This window comes from Aliiroseovarius sp. S253 (genome assembly GCF_049800855.1).
Taxonomy (GTDB): Bacteria; Pseudomonadota; Alphaproteobacteria; order Rhodobacterales; family Rhodobacteraceae; genus Aliiroseovarius.
This window is the reverse complement of the sequence record NZ_JBNAFW010000002.1, coordinates 599139-620259: the sequence shown is the minus strand read 5'-3', so window position 1 is coordinate 620259 and position 21121 is coordinate 599139. Positions and strand designations below refer to the sequence as shown.

At 58.2% G+C, this 21121-nt stretch carries 20 protein-coding genes; 10 read left to right on the top strand and 10 right to left on the bottom strand.

Annotated features, from left to right (window positions below):
• The first annotated feature begins 14 nt into the window (after positions 1-14).
• The 8 genes from ACP15F_RS14495 (at position 15) to ACP15F_RS14460 (ending at position 10953) form a co-directional block, all read left to right on the top strand.
• The gene (locus ACP15F_RS14495) at positions 15-869 is read left to right on the top strand and encodes a hypothetical protein (protein ID WP_424941532.1); all 855 of its coding nucleotides are present in this window, start codon (positions 15-17) and stop codon (positions 867-869) included.
• Between the two features lie 76 nt (positions 870-945).
• Positions 946-2985, top strand: a complete 2040-nt coding sequence (locus tag ACP15F_RS14490) for a dynamin family protein (protein ID WP_424941531.1) — start codon at positions 946-948, stop codon at positions 2983-2985.
• Positions 2982-4265, top strand: coding sequence for a dynamin family protein (locus ACP15F_RS14485; protein WP_424941530.1), 1284 nt, complete (start codon positions 2982-2984; stop codon positions 4263-4265). The genes ACP15F_RS14490 and ACP15F_RS14485 overlap by 4 nt, the downstream gene beginning before the upstream one ends.
• Before the next feature lie 336 nt (positions 4266-4601).
• Positions 4602-6674 (top strand): protein kinase domain-containing protein, encoded by a 2073-nt coding sequence (locus ACP15F_RS14480; RefSeq protein WP_424941529.1) that lies wholly within the window; start codon positions 4602-4604, stop codon positions 6672-6674.
• A 195-nt stretch (positions 6675-6869) separates the two neighbouring features.
• Entirely contained in the window at positions 6870-7763 is an 894-nt protein-coding gene (locus tag ACP15F_RS14475) for an FHA domain-containing protein (protein WP_424941528.1), read from the top strand.
• Between the two features lie 2 nt (positions 7764-7765).
• On the top strand, positions 7766-8551 hold the full coding sequence (locus ACP15F_RS14470) for a PP2C family protein-serine/threonine phosphatase (RefSeq protein WP_424941527.1): 786 nt from the start codon (positions 7766-7768) through the stop codon (positions 8549-8551).
• 33 nt (positions 8552-8584) lie between these two features.
• On the top strand, positions 8585-9814 hold the full coding sequence (locus ACP15F_RS14465) for a peptidoglycan-binding protein LysM (RefSeq protein WP_424941526.1): 1230 nt from the start codon (positions 8585-8587) through the stop codon (positions 9812-9814).
• Between the two features lie 38 nt (positions 9815-9852).
• On the top strand, positions 9853-10953 hold the full coding sequence (locus ACP15F_RS14460; protein ID WP_424941525.1) for a peptidoglycan-binding protein LysM: 1101 nt from the start codon (positions 9853-9855) through the stop codon (positions 10951-10953).
• A 103-nt stretch (positions 10954-11056) separates the two neighbouring features.
• On the opposite strand, the gene ACP15F_RS14455 is transcribed toward ACP15F_RS14460, so the two are convergent.
• The 5 genes from ACP15F_RS14455 to ACP15F_RS14435 form a co-directional block, all read right to left on the bottom strand.
• Entirely contained in the window at positions 11057-11461 is a 405-nt protein-coding gene (locus ACP15F_RS14455; RefSeq protein ID WP_424941524.1) for a CBS domain-containing protein, read from the bottom strand.
• Positions 11461-11814, bottom strand: a complete 354-nt coding sequence (locus tag ACP15F_RS14450; RefSeq protein WP_424941523.1) for a P-II family nitrogen regulator — start codon at positions 11812-11814, stop codon at positions 11461-11463. The genes ACP15F_RS14455 and ACP15F_RS14450 overlap by 1 nt, the downstream gene beginning before the upstream one ends.
• Positions 11804-12601, bottom strand: a complete 798-nt coding sequence (locus ACP15F_RS14445) for a DUF1538 domain-containing protein (protein WP_424941522.1) — start codon at positions 12599-12601, stop codon at positions 11804-11806. The genes ACP15F_RS14450 and ACP15F_RS14445 overlap by 11 nt, the downstream gene beginning before the upstream one ends.
• Positions 12598-13338, bottom strand: a complete 741-nt coding sequence (locus tag ACP15F_RS14440; protein WP_424941521.1) for a DUF1538 family protein — start codon at positions 13336-13338, stop codon at positions 12598-12600. Before ACP15F_RS14440 ends, ACP15F_RS14445 begins: the two co-directional genes overlap by 4 nt.
• 156 nt (positions 13339-13494) lie before the next feature.
• Positions 13495-14934 carry an aldehyde dehydrogenase family protein gene (locus ACP15F_RS14435; RefSeq protein ID WP_424941520.1) on the bottom strand — a complete coding sequence of 480 codons (1440 nt, stop codon included), beginning with the start codon at positions 14932-14934 and terminating at the stop codon, positions 13495-13497.
• Between the two features lie 193 nt (positions 14935-15127).
• Between ACP15F_RS14435 and ACP15F_RS14430 the strand changes: the two genes are divergently transcribed.
• Entirely contained in the window at positions 15128-15781 is a 654-nt protein-coding gene (locus ACP15F_RS14430) for a peroxiredoxin (protein WP_424941519.1), read from the top strand.
• A gap of 79 nt (positions 15782-15860) precedes the next feature.
• Here the strand turns inward: ACP15F_RS14430 and ACP15F_RS14425 are convergent, their stop codons facing one another.
• From ACP15F_RS14425 to ACP15F_RS14410, 4 genes are all read right to left on the bottom strand, one after another.
• Entirely contained in the window at positions 15861-16049 is a 189-nt protein-coding gene (locus tag ACP15F_RS14425) for a DUF2783 domain-containing protein (RefSeq protein WP_424941518.1), read from the bottom strand.
• 5 nt (positions 16050-16054) lie between these two features.
• Positions 16055-17677 (bottom strand): FAD-dependent oxidoreductase, encoded by a 1623-nt coding sequence (locus ACP15F_RS14420; protein WP_424941517.1) that lies wholly within the window; start codon positions 17675-17677, stop codon positions 16055-16057.
• Positions 17678-17743: 66 nt separating this feature from the next.
• Positions 17744-18694: an MBL fold metallo-hydrolase gene (locus ACP15F_RS14415; protein ID WP_424941516.1), complete on the bottom strand. Its 951-nt coding sequence runs from the start codon at positions 18692-18694 to the stop codon at positions 17744-17746.
• A 4-nt stretch (positions 18695-18698) separates the two neighbouring features.
• Positions 18699-19226 (bottom strand): dihydrofolate reductase family protein, encoded by a 528-nt coding sequence (locus ACP15F_RS14410; RefSeq protein WP_424941515.1) that lies wholly within the window; start codon positions 19224-19226, stop codon positions 18699-18701.
• 46 nt (positions 19227-19272) lie between these two features.
• Between ACP15F_RS14410 and ACP15F_RS14405 the strand changes: the two genes are divergently transcribed.
• On the top strand, positions 19273-19839 hold the full coding sequence (locus ACP15F_RS14405; protein ID WP_424941514.1) for a DUF2585 family protein: 567 nt from the start codon (positions 19273-19275) through the stop codon (positions 19837-19839).
• Between the two features lie 15 nt (positions 19840-19854).
• On the opposite strand, the gene fahA is transcribed toward ACP15F_RS14405, so the two are convergent.
• Positions 19855-21114, bottom strand: a complete 1260-nt coding sequence (fahA, locus tag ACP15F_RS14400; protein ID WP_424941513.1) for a fumarylacetoacetase — start codon at positions 21112-21114, stop codon at positions 19855-19857.
• Between the last annotated feature and the right edge of the window lie 7 nt (positions 21115-21121).

Sequence of the window (21121 nt, the reverse complement as noted above, 5' to 3'; positions counted from 1 at the left end):
GCAGGGGACAACTTGTGAAACACGTCGATATCCTTGGACAGCTCGAACAGGTCGTAGAAGACACAAAACCCCGGCGCGGCCAGAGCTTTATGCTTGCTCAAGAGACCGTCGAAGCACGCAGCAGTGCGGCCCTTTGCACGATGCGTTCAACGATCCTGCCCCGGATTATACAGATCACCAATGATCAGGAAGACGCTATCACCTTGGCCGTCGCCAATGGCCGCGTGGCCGACATGACGGACATCGTGATGGATGGGGTGCAAGCGACCCTGCCCAACACAACTGCCGATCATGTGGCGCAGATCTTGGCCATGGTTTGCTCGGGCACGGGGCTTCGGGTCCTCAGCACTCCGCCTGAGGATAATGACGACATCGCAGCAACCGGCCTGCAAATATCCGAGATTGATGCCGCCCTCGGCACACTTCAACCCGTGCATCCATCCCCTGAGGCTGCAGAGCCTGAAATCCCCGAGGCAGAGCCCCATGTGCCAGAACCTGTCTTGCAGGGAAGTGACGCTTCCGAATTCGGCATGGCCACGCGCTTTTTCGAAGGGGCGCAGCGGATCAGTGATCAGCGGGTATTGATCAGGCACAAAGGGTCTGCAGTCGCTGGTCCGGACAGCGTTCTGACACAGAACATCGATGCCGTGCAGCAGTTGATGGATGACCTGTCCGCATGGGAGGCCGACAGCGACGGTCAAGATTCGGGTCCCCAGTTGGTCATACTGCGTGCGCAAGACCAGGACATGCCAAGTTTGACCATTTGTCGTGATACTGAAGCGACCTCGATGACCGCACACCACACGCGTAGGTTGGGTTCTGTCGTTCAATTATGGAAATCATTGACGGCGCAAGAAAATTTTAGCTGAATGCTGTCAAAGCCCGGTACGAATGTTGGTCTCCGGGTCAGCAAATGCTTTTGAATAATGAGTTGGAAATCAACTAATGGATGAGGTCCATCGAAAGGAACTAATTCGGATTGCCGAACAGATGGTGCAAACGGCCAGCGACGAAGCGCAGCCGTTCATTTCGCACATCCTGACGGACCTGAAAGCGCTGAAACCCGGCATTGCGTTCGTTGGCCAGATCAAGGCGGGAAAGTCCCGCCTGATCAACGGATTTACAGGGCAGGCGAGCTTCCTGCCATCTGATGTGAACCCTTGGACCACGGTTGTGACCGACATGCATTTTGGGCACCAGTCCGGACGCTCAACAGGCGGCGAATTCCATTTCTTCGACAACGCTCAATGGCAGACGCTTCTGTCAGAAGGCGACGAAATTCGCGAACTGCTGCCAGATGCCGAAGACGGCTACAAACGCAAGATCATCGAAGAACAGATCGAAGCAATGAAGACGCGGGCCAAAGCCCGTCTTGGTGCGCGCTATGAAGATCTGTTGGGGACATCCCACGATCTGGAAGAGCTGACGCATGAAGATCTGGCCCGCTATGTCAGTGCCGGCGCCGACCCCAAGGATCAGGAAGATCATCCTGATACTGAAACGGCCCCCTATTACAGCGATCTAACCCGCAAGGCAGAGGTCTATTTCGAACAGGGTCTGTTTCCTTTCCCTCTGACGGTCACCGACACGCCCGGCATCAACGATCCACTGCTGATCCGGGAAGAGATCTCGCATCAGTATTTGCGCAACGCAGATTTCTTTGTTGTTGTCCTGTCTGCTCATCAAGCGCTGTCACAAGCGGATCTTAAACTGTTTCGCCTGATGCAAGCGCTTGAGCTTGGACAGATGGTGGTTTTCATCAACCGTGTCGACGAACTGAACCGTGGCGTCGAAGACGCTGCCCAAGTCCATGCCGATGTACGCGCCGGGCTTGAGCGTGCGCTGGACAGTGCCCGGATGACTGTAATCATGGGCAGCGCTCAATGGGCGCATTACGCGCTGACCGGGGACGCGACGGGTATTGATCACAATCAGATTTTGGCGTGGCTAAAGGCCCATCCAAAGAAACTGCAACGCTTCCTCGAAGGTATTGCCTACCTGAAACAGAACCAGCCCGAAGGAGCGTCTGAAAGCGCCTTGAGGCTGGCGGCCATGATCGCCTCGGGCCTGCCCGATCTGCGCAGCCATGTAATCCGCGAAGTGTCCGACGGCCCGCGCACGGAACGCATTCAGATTGCCGCTCAGCATCTGCGAAACTTTGCCGCAAGCGAACTGGAACGCCGCCGCGTGCATCTGAAAGTTGTGGACAACGACACCGCCGACGCCCATTTCGCACAGGTCGAAGACGAGACCCGATCGCAGCTAAGCCAGATGGTGCTTGAAACCAAAGACCGGTTGGCGACCGAGGCAGAGGCAGGCGTCGCAGAACTACGCCAGAAACTTGACAGCACCGTCCAGATGTTGGTGCCGGGTGTTGTCCGGGGCCGCGATGGCGTATCACCACTGCTGGATCCCAGCAGCGCAACCGAACTGGACTTCGGTGAGCTTCGTCAAATCATGCGAAATCAGGTTCTGGACGCCGCCCATGACCAGCGCCAAGGCATGCTGAACAAGCTTTATGCGCTTGATATGCAGTCAAATACGGTGCTGGCGGACCGTAGCGGCGACGACATCGGCAACCCACCGAAAGTAGATGCCAGCGCGCTGCGTTGGTATCGCCCGGACACCAGCGCCCTGTCCCGTGGCATCACGGTCGAGCTGCGTGTGTCATGGCTGGCGCGTCTGCTGAAAAAGCAATCCGTCGTCACCCGCGCCGAACAGATGATCACGCGCGAGTTTCACTCCATCGCATCCGATCTCGCTGACCGTTTCGAGTCTGATTTGGCTGGGCGATTGGACACGGTGATGAACCATCATCTGGCGGTTCTGGCAATCCGTTTTGAAGAGCTCGACAAGGCCCAGCCGGCATCGCGTCCGGATGCACATGCGGCATTGGAAAACGCCAAGAGACTTGCAAATGAGCTCGAAGAGTTGTTCGAAGAAAGAAGCGAACCTGAACAGCAGCGACTCGAGGCGGCAACGTGATCTACTTTCCGGAAACAGATGCAGTCCTTGAGCAGCTGAAAGCCTTCCTGTCCAAGACCAGCTCTGCGCCGACCTCGGCGCCACTGGATACCATGCGGACGCTGGCGCAAAGCCATATCGACCAGTTGACCAGCGCCGTCACCATCGGTTTCGCAGGCGAATTCGGGGCAGGGAAATCCAGTCTGGCCAACATGCTGGCTGGCACCGACATCTTGCCCACGGGCCCGCAGCATTTGAAGCTGCCGTTGGTTATCATGAAATACGCCGCCGACCCCGAGACCACGGTGGGATGGTGGGACAAGACCCCGGTCACACTCGACGGGATCGATCTGGAAACAGCGGCCGAGCAAGCACCTGATTTCATCTCGATCGGTTTGCCGTCAGAAGCACTACAAGAACTGGTACTGTTCGACCTTCCCGGCTCGGGCGCTTTGGATGAAAGCTATAAGCAAACACTGAAGCTTCTGAAGTTCGTCGATTGCGCAATCTGGTGCACGAACGGCGCCAACGCCTGGCGCGAAACAGAACGGTTCCTTTGGTCACATGTCTCGGAAGAGCTTCAGGAGAACAGCTTGCTTGCCGTGACACATACGGATTTGGCGACGGTACAGGAAACTCTGCCACAGTTGGCGTCCAAGCTGGAAAGCGACAGCGCGGGCCTGTTCCAGGCCGTGGTTCCCATCGGCACGCCCGTCGCCGTGCAGGCGATGGCACACGAACCCGAGCCGGATCTAGAACTCTGGGCCGACTGTGGTGGCGAGTATCTGGCACAACGGGTGCTGGACCTGGCGGCAACACGCAGAACGCGGGACCTTGAAAAAGCCAAGACGGATCTTGAGACGACGCTAACCCCAGCGCTGGCCGCCTTGGGTGTAGCAGAAAACCCATCGCCGTCCGAAGCCACGACATCCGTGTCAGACCCAACCCCAGAACCGGCAGATGAAATCGACGCAACCGATTTGAAAAACCCTGTTCTGGAGGATTGGAAATCTGGACTGCGCGCTTTGATTTCTGATCTGCGCGAGAATCCCGATCTTGATCCCACCGAGCTGCTGCGCTTGTGCCAAGAACTGGTCGATGCGTTTGCTGAGCGGCTGGAACCGGGCCGCAGCATTGACGCCTCGGCTGACTGGATCGTCGGCGAGTTTGAGAACGCCTCGGACTTGCTGACTTTGATGCAATTCGAAGACACCCCGAAGGCTTCGGAAACTGTTCTGAACATCCTGACCCAGCTCAGTGACAACTTGTCTTGGGCGGGCACTCAGGCCGAGGATGCGTGAACGCGAACTTCGCCGACATATTCACAGAATCGCATCAACCGAAGGCAGAATCACCTAGTTTCCCGCGCAGTACCGGCCTTGGGGAACTGCGTTCCGACGACTGATTCAACGCGCGTGGTTTAAGCGGCAACACGTGTATCTTCTTCGTTTGAGCAACAAAGCGGCTCCACCACCTATTTTGTCTCTCCGAGTCATAGCTAAGCCATGTAGCCGCCACAGTTTGGTCTAAATTCCTAAGTCTAACTTTCAGAGGCATCCGTGGTTGAATTCGCCTTGATAAATTTGGCCATAGGTTGGGAATTTCTCTGCCAGAATGAAGGACGCAGGTAAAACGAGATGAGCCAGAATCAGGCCTCGGGACAGGAAATTGACAATCCCCAGATTGCAGCCTTGCAGCCCGGTGAACAACTGCTGCGCGGGCAATACGAGATTCTTCGTTTTCTGAACAATGGTGGCTTTGGCATCACCTATCTGGCGCGTGACAGCCTCAACCGAAATGTCGTCATCAAAGAATGCTTTCCCGGCGCATTGTGCCGCCGTGCGGGAAGCCAAGTCGAGGCAGCAGATCCCGCATACTCAGAGGATCTGCGGTCTATCATCGGGCTGTTCATTCAAGAAGCCCGCAACCATGCGCGGCTGGTGCACCCGAACATCGTAAACGTGCACCAGGTTTTTGAAGACAACCAAACCGCCTATATCGCGATGGACCTGATCAACGGCGGTGATCTGCTTGATTATGTTCAAGATAAACGGAACACAGTGACCCCTGACTTCTTCGTCATGGTCACAGAGAAGATGCTATCTGCGCTGTCATTCATCCATGACAACGGGATGCTACACCGCGACATCTCACCCGATAATATCCTGATCGACGAGAACGGCGAGCCGATCCTGATCGACTTTGGGGCTGCGCGCGAACAAGCCGCGAACCGCTCGGCAGCGTTACTGACGCTGCGGGTGATCAAAGACGGATATTCTCCGCATGAGTTCTATGCCCGAGGCGCGGATCAGGACACCACAAGTGATCTGTATGTGCTTGCGGCGACTCTGTACCACGCTATCAGCGGCGAACGTCCCATCGACGGGAAATCGCGTCTGGATGCGTTCAATGCAGGCACCGAAGACCCCTATGTTCCGCTTGCCGGACGCTTTGAAGGCTATCCCGATGGGTTCCTTGAGGCGCTAGACAAGGCGATGGAAGTGCACATCGTTAGCCGCGTGCAATCAGCGCTTGAATGGCTTCGTATGTTCCGCGGACCAGCGGTTGTATTCGAAGAATTCGGCTATCGCCCCAGTTCAGTCATCGTGGCCCTTGAGCGCCCGGAAGAACCCAAGGCCAAATCAGAGAATGCTGAAGCCATCGTCACCGCCCTTTTGGCCAGCGATGACGACGTAACAACAGCGGCTCAATCCGAAGGGCTTACTCAACCTACGCCTGAAAGCGCTCCATCCGTGACGGTTGTCAAAAGCAGCTCGGGTGGAGGCAGCAAAGCCATCGCCGGCGTGGCTGCCCTTTTGCTGCTTGCAGCTGGTGGATACTTCGCACTTAGCGGCTCTGACGACAGTGAAACGATCGAATTGGCAGCTGTCACACCAGCGCCTTTTGCGTCAGCACCCGCAAGCGAAGCAGATTCCGAGCCCGTCGCCGTGGCCGCGCCTACTGAAGAATTGGCGGCAGAGGCCGAAGTAGAAGTTGTCCCAGTGGCACCTGCTGAAGCCACCACAGATGACAGCGAAACGGTATCTGCCGAGCCCGAGACCACCGCAGCGCCCGCACCGGCCCCTGTGGCCGCCGAGGATCTGTTGGAACAACAAGTCGCCTTCGGGCACTGGGATGTGGAAATTCCCTTCGCCATCACTACGCGCCGCTTGTCCACCGGAAGCGCAGTTGCGATCACGGGCATTGATCCCAATCGCAATATGTCGGTCATCGGTGACTGGGTCTCTCGTGGGGCTGTGATCTATACCATCAATGGCCACCCTGTCAGCGACAGTGCCAGCTTTGCAGCCCGCATTCTGGACAACGTGAAGGTTGATCAGGACGGCTATATTCGCGCCGGTGCACGCTATCGCCCGAACGGAAGCGCCCGCCCGTTGAACGGTCTGTTGGCCCTGCCCGCAGTGCGGATCTTTGGACTTGAAAACGGCATTGGTCTGACCGCGCGCAAACCAGATAACGGAAACTGGGCCGTTCGTGTTACTCGCGTTCCTGATGAACATATCGGCGGCTTACGTGTAGGCGACATACTGTTGTCCGAAGCCACAACCGGCCAGCCTGTCGATGCGGCTGAAAGTATTGATCGTATTCTTGAAACCCTCGTCTCTGATGGTGTGTCCCAAGCACGCCTGACCGTCTTACGTAACAGCGACGAGGTTCAGGTCACCATGCATCTTGCCGGGGGATCCTGACTCCATCCATCAAACTGACTGCCAGAATGTGTTCTCTGGGGGCCAGAACGGCCCGGCGGATGTTGGACCCGCCGCAGTGTATAGCAAGTAACCGAGTATCCACATCAAACTCTGCCTGGGCGGTCTGCCCAGTTGGAATGATCGGTCATGTGCCGGGGTCATTACCTCGGTCAGAGAGTGAAAGGTGAAGTTGCCATGTTCAAATACAAAAGCCCGCTCAGCCGGCTGCTTGAAGGTAGCTCCAAACACGCGAATAAGGACAAGTCCCACGTCGAAGAGCACGACGATGCCGACGACGAGCCGATTGCCGATCTGCATGCCCTTCGTCAGGTTCTGGCTGGTGGCAATCAGACCACTGAAGCGGATGCAGATGCGGACGAGAGCACCGAAGAGCCAGCTGTAACCGACACGCAGGTCGACGAAGTGCCGGTCGAAAGCAGTGCGTCGCTTGAGGTCGAAGAGCTACCGGTTGCTGACGAAAACGCGTGGGATGAGGAAACGGATGCGGATGAGATTGTGAACACGATCTTGGCCGAGGACCTTCCCGGAAGAACAGCAAGCATTGAGCCGCTCGAAGCGCCTGAGCTGGCAGAAGCCCCTACCCCCGAGGTCGCAGCCGCTGCGCCCGACGCGGACCGTAGCGAACGTGTGAAGACCACGTTCCTAGGCTTCGAGCGCCCCGACGCGCATGTGCAGGACAGCATGGAAGCTGATCCGATCTCGAAACCGATGGTGGCACAGGCCAGCTTTCCTGTTGGCTGGCTGGTCATCACCGAAGGACCGGGGCGCGGCACTAGCTTCCCGCTGATCGAAGGTCTGGCCCAAATTGGCCGCAATGATGATCAGGCAGTTCAGCTGGACTTTGGTGACAACGGCATTTCGCGCGCAGGTCACGCGGTGGTTGCCTATAACGCGGAAGATCGCACCTGCTATCTGGGACACGGCGGCAAAGCCAATTTGGTGCGCCTGAACGGTGGCCCGGTTCTCAGCACCGTTCCCCTATCGAACGGCGACATGATCCGTATCAGCGATACGAACTTGCGCTTCGTCGCATTCTGCGACGACCGTTTTGACTGGCAGGACAGCTAACCATGTTGGCCAACCCGGCATATGACATCGCCCTTGTGGCCGATCAAGGCAAGCGGGACACGCAGGAAGACGCCATCGCGGCGCGCTTCTTTGATGCCTTGGATACAGGGTATGTCGTTGTGGCCGACGGCATGGGCGGGCATGATGCCGGGGACGTTGCCTCGGAACTTGTGAAAACCACATGGCAGACAGAGCTGGACGGGTTTCTGAAAAATGGGAACTGCAAGGCTGATCAGGTCACTGCGTGCCTGACGCAGATTGCGTTGCGCGCCAATAACGCCGTTGCCAACTATTTGGAAGAGCACGGCTCTGACCTTCGGATGGGATCAACCCTATTGGGAGTGCTTCTGCGCGGCAAGTGGCTGAACTGGGTATCTGTCGGGGATTCGCCGCTCTATCTGTGCCGCAACGGGTTCATGATGCGGATTAACGAAGACCACTCGATGGCTCCAATGATCGACGCTCAGGTTTCCGATGGCACGTTGACCGAGGAAGCAGCCCGCGCCCATCCAGATCGCAATCAGCTGACCTCTGTCATCATGGGCGCACAGGTGCCCAAGCTAGACTGCCCGCAAGCGTCGGTCGAGCTGGCCAAGGGTGATGTGCTTTTGGCGGCCAGTGACGGGCTCCAATATCTGGACGACGACCAGATTCAGACCCTTGCCAACGCTTACAAAGACCAGCCCGCTCGTGACCTTGCCGTCGCGCTTGTGCAAGCGCTTCGGGCCAAGGCTGACCCCGATCAGGACAACATCACGATTGCTGTGATCAAACCCCTGAATGTCTGAAACCACTCCTCCAACCAAGGAACCCCAGGAAACATGAGAAACCTCTTCTTCGCATCCAGTCTGGCCGTAACTGCAATGACAGGTTCCGCTTTCGCCCAAGAGGCTTGCTCGGACTATGTGGTCAAGCGCGGCGACAGCCTGCGCGAGATCTCGCTGCGCGTGTTTGGCAGCGCGGATTTCCGGACAATTTACAACGCGAATAAGGAAGCGATCGGCAAGGACCCGAACATCATTCGCCTTGGCATGACACTGTCGATCCCTTGTCCTACGGCAGCGACCGAACAAATCACGGTGGCTACGTCTGAAGCCGAGAAAATGGCACGCGAGATGTCGGCAGAACTGATTGCCGCAGCCGAAGCTCGCGCCGAAGCCGCCATCGCGGAAGCCCGGAAAGCCAGCGCCGAAGCAGTGGCCGCGGCGAATGCCGATGCCGCCGCCGCCATCGAAGCTGCCCGCGCCGAGGGTGCTGCCCTGATCCGCAGCGCGGCCAAACCCGGCACCTCGCCGGTGGACGAACGTCAGATCCTGCTGATCACTGGTGGCAACTATGCCCCCTTCACCGACGAAGCCCTGCCCAATCGCGGGCTTTATACAAAGCTGGTGGAAACCGCATTTCTGCGCGCCGCACCCGAGCAGGCATATAAAATTCAATTCGTGAACGACTGGAGCTCGCATCTGGATTTGCTGATGCCGACCCTGGCCTTCGACGGAACGTTCCCGTGGTCACGACCTCATTGCGAAGAAGCCGAGGCACTGTCGGAAAGCGACCGCAACCGCTGCGAGACCTATAACTTCTCGAACCCCTTCTACGAGGTGGTGGATACCTATTTCGCGCGGAACGGATCAGGCTATGAAGAAGCGATGAGCCATGCAGACTTTGCGGGCGCCACGATTTGCCGCCCCGAAGGCTGGTCGCTAACCCATATGGACGCTGTTGGCCTGTATGAACCGGCCATCACTCTGTTCCGGCCGATCGAGCCTGACACCTGTTTCGACGCCGTTGCCAACGGCACAGTCGACATTGTCGCGATCGAGGCCCACCTGGCGGTCGAAGCCATCAGTCGCTTGGGCTACGGGGACGAAATTATCGAGAACCCCAACTTGGCCGCAATCAAAGGCCTGAACGTGATGACCCACGTAAACAACCCGGACGGCGAAGCCGTTCTTGAGATCCTGAACCGGGGTCTGGACATCATGCAACAATCTGGCGAATGGCGCGACATCGTCTCGACCGCCCTGCGTCATCAAATGGAAAACAGCTAAGGCCCGTCCCGGCCACGATGAAATCTGGAGGATAGGAAATGTTCAAATTCACTGCGAAGAAGCTGGCGATTGCGACAACCGCTGCGCTTGCGCTTTCTGCGGGGGCTGCAAGCGCCCAGCAGGCCTGTACAAATTATACCGTGTCGGATGGCGACACGCTGGCAACCATTGCGATCGTGGCCTATGGCACGTCGAACTATCAGCAGATCTTCAACGCGAACCGCAACATCGTAAGCAACCCCAACGCGCTCGAGGCGGGTCTTGTTCTGGCCCTGCCCTGTGAGGATGGCAGCCTGCCCGACGGTCGTTCGGCACAGGAAGTGATCGCGGCCGAGGAAAGCCGTTTCGAGAACACCCGCCGGTCTAACGCTTATGAACCCCCGATCCGTCTGGTTACCGGCAACGGCTGGGCGCCCTTCACTGATGAATCGCTGAATGGCGGCGGTTTCATGACGCGTATTGCCACCACCAGCCTTCATCGTGCCGGTAACTCGCGCGATTACTCGGTTAGCTTTGTGGATGACTGGGGTGCACACCTCAGCACGCTACTGCCGCTTGGCGCATTTGACGTGTCGGTTGCATGGACGATGCCTGACTGTACCAACCGTTCGTACGAGTGGTCGGAAGAGACAACCACGCGCTGCACACAGTTCTACGCAACCGTACCCGTCTATGACACGGTTCGTGGCTTCTACACCTTGCCAGAAAGTGCGTTCGTCAATGCGACCACTTTCGCGGAATTCGAAGGTGCAACGGTCTGCCGTATGGATGGTTGGAGCATGATCGACCTTGAGGAACAGGGACTGAACGAATCCAACGTGACAGTAGTTCGCCCCAAATCCGCACGTGAATGTCTAGACGCCGTTCTGAACGGCACTGCCGACGCCGCTTCGTTCGAAGTTCAGCTGGCAGCTGACACGATGAGCGAAATGGGTCTGACCCAGAACGATCTGGTTGAAAACCCGTTCGTTTCGACCCTGTCGTCGCTTGCGTTCCTTGTGCACCGCACCAACCCGTTTGGACGTCAGTACGTCGCGATGATGAACAAAGGTCTAAACGAGATGCGTGAATCGGGTGAATGGTACGCCATTATCTCGGACACACTGCGTGAACATAACGACCGTATGAATTCGAACTAAGCCGATACAGCTTAAGTGAGATACAGAAATGGCCGGCGAATACGCCGGCCATTTTCATTTCTGGGGCTTCTCAGGATCCAGGGGCTACCCAAAGACTGTAGCGCTAGTCCTTAGGCTCGATGGCATAGCTCAGCACCATGTCGCGCAAGGTGACCAGCCCGCAGGCGGTACCGTCTTCGATCACCAAAGCGCGGCGATGATCCAGCCGTGACAGAAGACGCACGGCATATTTGACGGCCATGTGATCGGCGACAGTCAAAGCAGGTTTATCCATCACCTCGTAGACATTGGTGCGGTCCAAGGACTTGTTCAGCGCAATCGCCCGCTCGGCAATCATGTCGATCGAGATGATGCCGTATTCATCATCCTCGTGACGGCGTTCGATCACCAGAGCGGTGACCCCTTTCGCGCCCATTTCGTTGACCGCATCACGAACAGTCGCCAAACCGCTGATCATATAGATCGTGTCTTGCATCACGTCGCGAACTTTCATCGTGTTGTCTTCCATCACAAGTCCTCCTTGCTGATTTCCTCTTGGATCGACGCAATCTGACCGGACAAGCCGATTGCGTCTTCGATATCCAGTTGGAAGGCGACCCCGGTGCCGGGATCTTCGTCAAATCGACAGGCCGCGCCGATGCTTTCAAGGATCAGGCGGCTATGGTGTTCTTCGACCAGAAACAGGATCACATCGCGCTGACCACCCACGGTCAGGCCAAAGAAGGTCTTGGCAGGCGTCAGCCCTTCGCCCCGCGCCGAGGTGATGACGGTACACCCGGTTGCGCCCTTTTCGCGGGCGGCCTCGATGGCGGTGTCCGTCAGTTCATCCTGTGTCATCACAATGATCAGTTTAAACTTCATGGTTCTCTCCTTGGCTGTCATTGTCTGCCTTGCGGCGCGACAGCCAGTTGCTGATTTGGGCATAGCCCATCACGGTAATCATGGGAAATAGGCTGGCCAGAGCGATCAGGCCGAACCCGTCCAGAAGGGGACTGCGCCCCGGTACGGTGCTGGCAAGGCCCAACCCAAGGGCCGCCACCAGAGGTACAGTTACGGTCGAGGTCGTCACCCCGCCGCTGTCATAGGCCAGCGGAATGATCATGCGTGGGGCCATGAGGGTCTGGATCACGACGATCACATAGCCCACGATCATATATTGATAAAGCGGCGTGCCCGTCACGATGCGGAACGTCCCTACCGCAAGGCTGATCGCCACCCCAAATGCAACGGCGATACGCAGCCCGTTGGCTTTCACCCCGCCCCCTGATGCTTCTTGCGCTTTCAGAGCGACAGCGATCAGGGACGGCTCTGCGATGGTCGTGGCAAAGCCAATAGCGAAGGCAAAGATATAGACCCAGTAGTAATCCAGCCATTCGACCGCCGCGCCGGGCTCGATCCCAAGGAAGGCGGGATCGGTCAGCTGGGCGGCCATTTCCCGGCCCAGAGGGAACAGGGCAATTTCCAGCCCCGACAGGAAAAGCGCTAGTCCCAACAGCACATAGAACATGCCCACCGCCACCTTCTTGGGGTGGGGAATGGGTTTGCGCAGGATCACAAGCTGGAACAGCAGAAGCACCGCCGCGATGGGCAGCACGTCGCGCACGACGCTCAGGAAGGTCCACAGAAGGTCAGTCAGGATCGTGATCATGTCGCCACCACCAATCCGAACAGCAGCACGAAGATGATCGGCATCAGGGACGCAAAGGCGATCAACCCGAACCCGTCGATCATCGGGTTACGCCCCTTGATGACCGAGGCCAGACCAACGCCCAGCGCCGTCACTAGAGGTACAGTTATGGTAGAGGTCGTGACGCCCCCGCTGTCATAGGCGATGCCGATGATCTCGCGCGGTGCGATGGGGGTCAGGGCGACCACCATGATGTAGCCTCCGATGATCAACCATTGGATCGGCCAGCCCATCAGGATGCGGAAGACGCCCAAGACCAAAGACGCGCCGACGGACGCAGCCACGGTATAGCGCAGGGCGGTCGCCATGAATTTCAGCTCGGCCTCGCTTTGGCCAATCACGCCCGCCTCGGACATGACGGTCGCGGCCTCGGCCCCAACGGCGATCAGGGCGGGTTCGGCAACGGTAGTGCCAAAGCCAAGGCTGAAGGCAAACAGGACAAGCAAGGGAAGTGAGCCGCGCAAGGCCAGCGCATTCGCCAGCGCCTCGCCCAGTGGAAACAGCGCCATATCGAGGCCGCGGATAAACACCGTCAGGCCCAGTAGGACAAATAGAAACCCCAGCGCGAACTGTCCCAGATTGTCGATGGGTTGCTGCAACACAACAAGCTGGAAGAAGCCCACGATCAGAAGGATCGGGGCAAGGTCACGGGCAGTGCCGCCCAAATAGCCGAACAGCTTTCCAAGCGTATCGGTCATGTGCCCCTTCCTGCGTTACATCACGAGTTTCGTGTTCATACCATGGATGTAACAGCCACGTGGCGGCGGCGCGAGCCATGATTGAAATCAAACCACTTGGGCAAAAAAACACCCCCGGACAAGCCGGGGGTGTATGTGTTCAGTCCGTGGTTCGGATCAGTCGTTCGACCAGCCCGATACGGCTTTGACCTCAAGGAAGTCCTCGATCCCCATAATGCCACCTTCGCGACCGTTACCCGACTGCTTATAGCCACCGAAAGGCGACCCAGCAGCACGCGACGTGCCGTTCATCTCGACCATGCCTGACCGCATCTGGCGGGCTACACGGTTGGCGCGGGCGCCGTCTTGGGTCTGGATGTAGTTGGTCAGGCCATAGACAGTGTCATTGGCGATCTCGACGGCTTCTTCCTCGGTGTCGAACTTCATGATCGACAGAACCGGTCCGAAGATTTCCTCGCGTCCGATGGTCATGTCATTGGTCACGTCGGCAAAGACGGTGGGCTTCACGTAATAGCCTTTATTCAGGCCGTCAGGGCGCCCGGTGCCACCCGCCACAAGGCGTGCGCCTTCGTCGATGCCCTTCTGGATCAGATCTTGGATCTTGTTCCACTGAAGTTCGTTCACAACGGGACCGACGTGGCGGCCTTCCTCGGATGCGGGGCCAACCTGCACTTTGCCAGCCACTTCGGCAGCTTCTTCCACCACGCGATCATAGATCGAGCTTTGGACCAGCATACGCGAGGGTGCGTTACAGCTTTGGCCGGTGTTCTGCATCATGTGCAGGACGCCACGCTTTACAGCTTTCTCGTCCGCATCTTCAAACAGGATGTTTGCACCCTTGCCGCCCAGCTCCAGCGCCACGCGCTTGATCGTGTCGGCGGCCGCTTTCGAGATGGCGATGCCTGCACGGGTCGAGCCGGTGAAGCTGACCATGTCCACATCGGGGTGTGACGTCAGCTGGCTGCCAACGCCCACGCCGTCACCGTTGACCATGTTATAGACACCAGCGGGTGTGCCAGCTTCGTCCATGATTTCGGACCAGACGATTGAAGACAGCGGTGCGACCTCGGACGGTTTCAGAACCATGGTACAGCCAGCGGCAGCCGCTGCTACAACTTTCAGTGTCACTTGGTTCATCGGCCAGTTCCAAGGGGTGATCAGAGCGGTCACGCCAACGGGTTCGTACAGCAGACGGTCATTGGGCGCACGATCGCTCAGCATCTTGTCGAATTCGAAATCCTTGAAGGCACGGATGAAATTCTTGATGTGCCAGCTGCCTGCACCCACCTGCGAGCTACGCGACAGGTCAATCGGCGCGCCCATTTCAAGGCTCATGGCTTGGGCCAGATCTTCGGCACGGCGGTTGTAGATCTCGAAAATGCTCTCGATCAGTTCCAGACGCTCGGCCTTGGAGGAAAAGCCCCAAGTCTTGAAGGCTTCCTTGGCGGCAGCAACGGCGGCATCAGTGTCGGCCTGATCACCAAGCGAAATGACCGCACATACCTCTTCGGTCGAGGGGTCAATCACATTGCAATCGTTAGCGGCAGCCGGGGCGACCCATTTGCCGTTGATATAAAAGTCGCGTTTCTCGATCATATTCCTGACTCCTTGGACGGGTTTGCGGGCACTGTGGCACCGTGGCGCTGGTAGCGCAACCCGTGGAATTGTAATTTGATCAAATTATTCAGAGGAAATCAAGTTGGAACAAACTGTCGCACAGGACTTTCATTCTGGGCCAAGATTCTTACCTGCTCAGTGAACAGATTTATAACTCATAGGAGAGCACCAAATGGGACTGCGCATTAACGATATCGTGCCGAACTTCACCGCTGAAACGGATCAAGGTACGATCAGCTTCCATGACTGGATTGGCGACAGCTGGGCCATCCTTTTCTCGCACCCAAAAGACTATACACCCGTTTGCACGACCGAATTTGGTGCCGTCGCGCAACTTGCCGATGAATGGGCGAAGCGTGGCACCAAAGTGATAGGCTTGTCGGTCGACAGCGCAGAAGAGCACGTGTCGTGGAAATCCGACATCGAGGGTTATTCCGGCGCGAAAGCTGGCTTCCCGATCATTGCGGACGAAGACCTGGCCGTGTCGAAGCTGTTCGATATGCTGCCCGCCGAAGCCTACCTGCCCGATGGACGCACCGCCGCCGATTCAGCATCAGTCCGTTCGGTCTTCATCATCTCGCCCGACAAGAAGGTGCAGTTGATCATGACCTATCCGATGTCGGTGGGCCGCAACTTTGCCGAAGTCCTGCGTGCGCTGGACGGCCTGCAAGCCACGTTCAACACGCCCATCGCCACCCCGGCGAACTGGGTCAAGGGTCAGGACGTGATCGTTGCCCTGTCGCTAAGCGATGACGAGGCGAAAGCCAAGTTTGGTGAAGTTGACATCAAGCTGCCGTATCTGCGCACGACCGCTGACCCCAGCTGAAGTTGACGCAACTCCAAAATAGAAGGGCCCGCGCAGTTCAGCGCGGGCCCTTTTGTTTCTAACGACTGTAAGTTCAGTCTTACTTCTCAGCAGCTTTCAACGCTTGGCTCAGCACTTCGCGATCACCAACATGGTTGGCCAAAACCAGCACAAGGCGTGCGTTCAGCGCGTCGCTGTCTTCTTTCGACAGACCTTCATGTGCGGCCAGAAGCTCGGCATAGAAATCATCCACACCGTCGATGTTCGGGGTCAGGATCAGATCAGTCATGGGGCTTACTCCTTACCGATGGCGCGACGGATTGCGGCGCGGATCTGGTTTTCATCAAAGCTGGGGCGACGGGCGGCCACGTGCTGATCCGGGCGGATCAGATAGACGGCTTTGTCATTGTCACCCAGATAGCGTTCACGCAAGGCGCCGGTCTTGTCGTCAGCGGTCGACAGGGCCAAACGTTCGACCTGAATGCCGGCTTCCTCGATCATATCGGGGGCGTCGGCGTCGATGGTCAGCAGGATGAACTTGTCGCCCAGCTTGTTCAGCAGGAAGTCATCGCCAAGCGGCGCATCCGGGCAAACCGAACCGGGGCGCGCACGGGCGGGGCCGTCCAACGCATCGGACGAATTCAGCGGCGAGCCATCATAGGTGCAAGGCACCGACAAACGACCCGAGTTCACCATCGGGCGTGCAAACTCGTGCTTCTCGGACAGGTCCAGAACGGCATCACGCAGGACACGGCTCATTTCCGATTTCGGAGTGATGAAATCAGTCGAGCGAGTCGAGTTCATGATGTTCTCATCCGCACCATGGATCCGTTCGTCATTATAGCTGTCCAACAGGCTTTCAGGCGCTTCACCGCGCATGACCATGCCCAGTTTCCAACCCAGGTTGTCCACGTCCTGCATGCCCGAGTTCGCACCGCGTGCGCCGAAGGGCGACACTTGGTGCGCGGCGTCACCGGCAAAGAAGATGCGACCATGGCGGAAGCTGTCCATGCGTTTGCACTGGAAGGTGTAAATAGAGGACCAGACCATGTCATATTCCACACCCTCACCAAGGAAGGCGTCCAGACGACGGCGGATGTTTTCCTCTTTCATCTCTTCCTTACGGTCGACGTCCCAGCCGATCTGGAAGTCAACGCGCCAGACATCATCGGGCTGCTTGTGCAGAAGGGTCGACGCGCCGCCACCGTGGGTCGGTTCAAACCAGAACCAACGCTCGGTCGGGAAATCGTCGTTCTTCATCTTGATGTCGGCGATCAGGAAGCTGTCTTGGAAGACCTTCCCGGTGAAGTCCAGATCCAGCATCGTGCGCAAGGGCGACGCGGCACCGTCACAGCCGATCAGCCATTCAGCTTCCAGCGTATAGGGGCCGTCCGGTGTCATGATCTCAAGCGTGACATAGTCGTCATGAACTTCGACGTTATCGATGCGGTTCTTGCCGCGGATTTCAATTGGAGCGCCTTCCTTCTGCAGCTCTTCAAAGCGGTCCAGCTGGAAGCTTTCGTAATAGGGCTGCTGCATGTTGATGAAGGCAGGGTATTCGTGGCCTTCTTCGGGCAGAAGGTTAAATTCAAAGACCTGATCGTCCTTGTTGAACACCTTACCGATGTTCCACACGACGCCTTTGTCGACCATCGGCTTGCCGCAGCCATAGCGGCCTGCAACTTCAAGGCAGCGCTTGGCGAAACAAATCGCGCGCGAGCCCATGCCGACGCCTTCGTGGTCGTCCAGAACCAGCGTTGGAATACCTTGGCGACCAAGGTCCAGCGCGGTCGCTACGCCGATGGGTCCTCCACCCATCACCACGACCGGATGGCGCACGGGCGACGCCGCATCCTGATCGGCAGATTTCTTGTAGGGATAGCGCTTGTACGCAAGCGTGTATCTATCGTCGAACATCGGGTTCTCCTCCGGCTGCGCGCGTTTCGTGTGGGGTCCGGCCCTCATGGCCGAACCCCGAAGGTCTTAGCCCTGCAGGGCGGCCCACATGTCCAGATCGCGCTGAGCGGTCCAGATACGAGGGGTGTCGATGCCGCGCGCTTCGTCATATGCGCGGGCGACGTTGAACGGCAGGCAGTGCTCGTAGATGGCATAGTCTGCGAATTTCGGGTCACATTCGGCGCGGACGGCGTCCCATGCTTCTTTCAACGAACCACCACGTGCAGCCACTTTGGCGGCCGGGGCGTAGGTGCTGTAAACGAAGTCACGGGTGCTTTCGATGGCGCGTTCAACGGCTTCTTTGCCGATCAGGGCTCCGCCACGACCGGGCGCGATCGCGTCCACGTCGAACGACGCGATGTTGTCCAGCGTATCACCCCAATCCGAGAAGTGACCGTCGCCGCAATAGCAGGCCGAGTGATCTTCCACGATGTCGCCGGTGAACATGACGTTCTGGTCCGGCACGTGGATCACGATGTCGCCCGACGTGTGGGCGCGACCCAGATGCATCAGGTCGATGCGACGGTTGCCCAGATAGACGGTCATATCGTCCGAGAATGTGGTGGTCGGATAGGTCAGGCCGGGGATCGATTCGTGGCCTTCGAACAGACGCGGGAAGCGCTGGAATTCGCTGTCCCAGTCTTCCTGACCGCGTTCTACAACCATCGCACGGGCCTGGTCGCCCATGATGATCTGATCTGCGCCATAGGCCGACGCGCCCAGCACGCGCACGGCGTGATAGTGGGTCAGAACCACGTGGCTGATCGGCTTATCGGTCACCGAGCGCACGCATTCGATCACTTTGTTGGCCAGACGCGGGGTCGCCTGAGCTTCAACGATCATAACGCTGTCGTCGCCAATGATCACGCCCGAGTTCGGGTCGCCCTCGGCGGTGAAGGCATAAAGCCCCTCGCCGATCTGGTCGAAGGTGATTTTCTTTTCGGTCATGTCGCCTTGCGACGCGAATGCCTTTGCCATGGGGTTAGTCCTTTATGCGATAGTCGATTTGAAGCATGCCACCGCCATGAGATTGGCTGGAGACAAATGTGAGGTTGTGTTGTGGTCCGTCCGTGAACAGCTTCCGCCCGCCGCCAAGAATGGTCGGCATCACGAAGACGCGCAGGGTGTCAAACATGCCCGCGTCAAGCGCGGCGCGCTGGGTTGCGCCGCCGCCCATGACCCAGACCTTCTTGTGCCCGGCCTTTTCGATGGCTTTGCGAAGGGTCTGGATGTCTCCAGCAGCGGTGACGTGATCGGCTGTATAGTCCGCCTGATGGGTCAGGACATAGCTGGCGCGATCCTCGTAGGGCCAGCCCCAACCAAGCACCTGTTCATGGGTTTCTCGTCCAGTGATCAACGCATCCACATCCGCGATGAAGTCACCATAGCCACCGTCGCCACCACCGGCCGCAACGGCTTCATTGAACGGATCAAGCCATTCCACGCCACCGTCCGGTGTGGCGATGTAGCCATCAAGGCTTGTAGCGATGTATCCAACGTACTGGGTCATGTTCACCTTACTAGACACGGGCGCGGGATAGTGATTCCCTAAGCGCATGTTTGATCGTCGATTTCTGCCCTATTGGGGCGTTCTGTTTGTGTCCATCGCCACGCTTGTCACGCTGTTGGCGATGGGTCGTAATTTCTCATGCCCCTGCGGGTACACCTTGCTGTGGTATGCAGGCGATGACAGCGGTCAGGGGTCGCAGCATTTGCTGGACTGGTATTCCCCCAGCCACCTGATCCACGGCTTCCTGTTTTATGGCGCGACCTTCCTTCTGATGCGCCGCTTCGCGCTTGGCTGGCGGCTGTTGGTCTCCACCATCGTCGAAGGCGCGTGGGAGGTGGCCGAAAACACCGAAGCCGTCATCAACCGCTATCGCGAATTCACCGTGTCCGGCGAATACTGGGGCGACAGCGTAGTGAACTCGGCCGCAGACCTCGCGGCCATGTTCCTTGGCTTCTGGCTGGCACTTCGCCTGCCCGTCTGGATCAGCATCCTGATCATCGTGGGCTTTGAAGTGCTGACCACCTTCCTGATCCGCGATGGACTGGCCTTGAACATCATCATGCTGCTGGCGCCATCCGAGGCGATCCTCGAATGGCAAAGCGCAGGGGGATGATGCCCAACCAGTCATTTACTTCGGCCAGTTGACGGCGGGCAGGATCTGCCCAACGCAATCGCCAAAGCCGATCTGGAAACCGTCACCCTTAGCAGCACCGCGCAGGGTCAGGGTGTCGCCGTCCTCAATGAAGGTGCGGGTTTCGCCGGTGTCGAGCGTGAAGGGCTCGCGGCCCGCCCAGCTCATTTCCATCAACGAGCCGTATTCGGTCTTGGTCGGACCCGAGATCGTGCCCGAGCCCAGCAGGTCGCCCACATTCATCGCGCAACCGCCAATCGCGTGGTGGCACAGCTGTTCAGCAGCCGAGTAATACATGCGGGTGTAGTTGGTTTCGCCAACGACGCTGGCATTGGCGCCACCTTCAGGCTGCATCAGCACCTGAAGTTCGATGTCATAAAGGCCGTCCTTGGAACCATCTAGGTAAGGCAGCAGCTCTTTCTCGCGCTCGGGCGTCGGGGCGCGGAACTCTTCCAGCGCGGCGGCGGTCACGATCCACGGGCTGATCGAGGTGCCAAACGCCTTGCCCTGGAACGGGCCGAGCGGCTGGTATTCCCAACCTTGGATGTCGCGCGCGGACCAGTCGTTCAGCAGCACATAGCCAAAGATCATGTCGTCAGCCTCGTCCACGGTGATCGGTTGGCCGAACGCGGACGGTTTGCCAACGATGGCACCCATTTCCAGCTCGATATCCAGGCGCATCGAGGGGCCAAAGCTGGGCATCTCGGCGTCGGGGGCTTTGCGCTGACCGTTCGGGCGGTGGATCGGGGTGCCCGAGATCACGACGGACGACGCACGACCGTTATAGCCGATCGGAATGTGCAGCCAGTTAGCCGGCAGATCGGGCGAACCACGCAGGATCGCGCCCATGTTCGCGGCGTGCTGACGACCGGCGTAGAAGTCGGTGTATTCGGACACAAGGAACGGCATGTGCAGTTCCGCGTCGGCTTGTGCAACCAGCAGAGGCTCAACGGCGTCACGCTCGGTCGAGCCTTCGCCCAGCAGCTGTCCAAGACGAGCGCGCAGAGCGGCCCAAGCGTCCGAGCCCAGTTCCATCAGCTCGTTCCAGAACGGGACATCAAAGACGGGTTCATCACCGATCTCAATCAGGCCAGCTTCTTCAGCGGCCTGCACATCAAGGATCATATCCCCGATGGCCACACCACAACGCGGCTCGGTGTCAGCGGTCGAGAACACGCCGTAAGGCAGGTTGTTCAGCGGAAAGGGGGTCTCGGCGGAGTTCGCGCTGTCCACCCATGACTTTTTCAGTTGGCTCATGTGATCC

What these genes read in the sequence shown, in the direction of transcription:
- ACP15F_RS14490 (WP_424941531.1), top strand. Translation starts at nt 946, where the DNA reads ATGGATGAGGTCCATCGAAAGGAACTAATTCGGATTGCCGAACAGATG.
- ACP15F_RS14480 (WP_424941529.1), top strand. Translation starts at nt 4,602, where the DNA reads ATGAGCCAGAATCAGGCCTCGGGACAGGAAATTGACAATCCCCAGATT.
- ACP15F_RS14475 (WP_424941528.1), top strand. Translation starts at nt 6,870, where the DNA reads ATGTTCAAATACAAAAGCCCGCTCAGCCGGCTGCTTGAAGGTAGCTCC.
- ACP15F_RS14470 (WP_424941527.1), top strand. Translation starts at nt 7,766, where the DNA reads ATGTTGGCCAACCCGGCATATGACATCGCCCTTGTGGCCGATCAAGGC.
- ACP15F_RS14465 (WP_424941526.1), top strand. Translation starts at nt 8,585, where the DNA reads ATGAGAAACCTCTTCTTCGCATCCAGTCTGGCCGTAACTGCAATGACA.
- ACP15F_RS14460 (WP_424941525.1), top strand. Translation starts at nt 9,853, where the DNA reads ATGTTCAAATTCACTGCGAAGAAGCTGGCGATTGCGACAACCGCTGCG.
- ACP15F_RS14455 (WP_424941524.1), bottom strand. Translation starts at nt 11,461, where the DNA reads ATGGAAGACAACACGATGAAAGTTCGCGACGTGATGCAAGACACGATC.
- ACP15F_RS14450 (WP_424941523.1), bottom strand. Translation starts at nt 11,814, where the DNA reads ATGAAGTTTAAACTGATCATTGTGATGACACAGGATGAACTGACGGAC.
- ACP15F_RS14445 (WP_424941522.1), bottom strand. Translation starts at nt 12,601, where the DNA reads ATGATCACGATCCTGACTGACCTTCTGTGGACCTTCCTGAGCGTCGTG.
- ACP15F_RS14440 (WP_424941521.1), bottom strand. Translation starts at nt 13,338, where the DNA reads ATGACCGATACGCTTGGAAAGCTGTTCGGCTATTTGGGCGGCACTGCC.
- ACP15F_RS14435 (WP_424941520.1), bottom strand. Translation starts at nt 14,934, where the DNA reads ATGATCGAGAAACGCGACTTTTATATCAACGGCAAATGGGTCGCCCCG.
- ACP15F_RS14430 (WP_424941519.1), top strand. Translation starts at nt 15,128, where the DNA reads ATGGGACTGCGCATTAACGATATCGTGCCGAACTTCACCGCTGAAACG.
- ACP15F_RS14425 (WP_424941518.1), bottom strand. Translation starts at nt 16,049, where the DNA reads ATGACTGATCTGATCCTGACCCCGAACATCGACGGTGTGGATGATTTC.
- ACP15F_RS14420 (WP_424941517.1), bottom strand. Translation starts at nt 17,677, where the DNA reads ATGTTCGACGATAGATACACGCTTGCGTACAAGCGCTATCCCTACAAG.
- ACP15F_RS14415 (WP_424941516.1), bottom strand. Translation starts at nt 18,694, where the DNA reads ATGGCAAAGGCATTCGCGTCGCAAGGCGACATGACCGAAAAGAAAATC.
- ACP15F_RS14410 (WP_424941515.1), bottom strand. Translation starts at nt 19,226, where the DNA reads ATGACCCAGTACGTTGGATACATCGCTACAAGCCTTGATGGCTACATC.
- ACP15F_RS14405 (WP_424941514.1), top strand. Translation starts at nt 19,273, where the DNA reads ATGTTTGATCGTCGATTTCTGCCCTATTGGGGCGTTCTGTTTGTGTCC.
- fahA (WP_424941513.1), bottom strand. Translation starts at nt 21,114, where the DNA reads ATGAGCCAACTGAAAAAGTCATGGGTGGACAGCGCGAACTCCGCCGAG.